The 285-nt window shown below is 47.7% G+C and carries 1 protein-coding gene; it reads right to left on the minus strand.

Going from position 1 to position 285, the window contains the following annotated elements; translation table 11 throughout:
- Positions 1–285, minus strand: a 285-nt coding sequence (locus HA632_RS01535) for a hypothetical protein (RefSeq protein ID WP_176305487.1), incomplete at both ends; no start/stop codon positions are given.

Genomic DNA, 285 nt, shown 5'->3' on the forward strand with positions numbered 1-285 from the left:
CCTACCAACGCCTGTGTCGGGTCGGCTATAGGGAACTGTGGTACATGAGCATCTGCCTCATTGGTATAGTATGTTAAGGTAACGTTCGGGTCTCCATTGGCAATATAAGCCGCATTAACCGTTACATCAAAAACCTCTAACATATCACCCGGATTGTTGTCATCACAAAGCGGTGCCAATGGGCTCGGCATGGTATTAGGAGTCGGTACCGGCAAGACTCTAATGTCTAAAGTGGTGATACTTTGACATCCTGCGGCACTGGTAACTACCACTCCTAAGGTTTGT

It is taken from the genome of Flavobacterium sp. J49, assembly GCF_011742145.1.
GTDB lineage: Bacteria > Bacteroidota > Bacteroidia > Flavobacteriales > Flavobacteriaceae > Flavobacterium.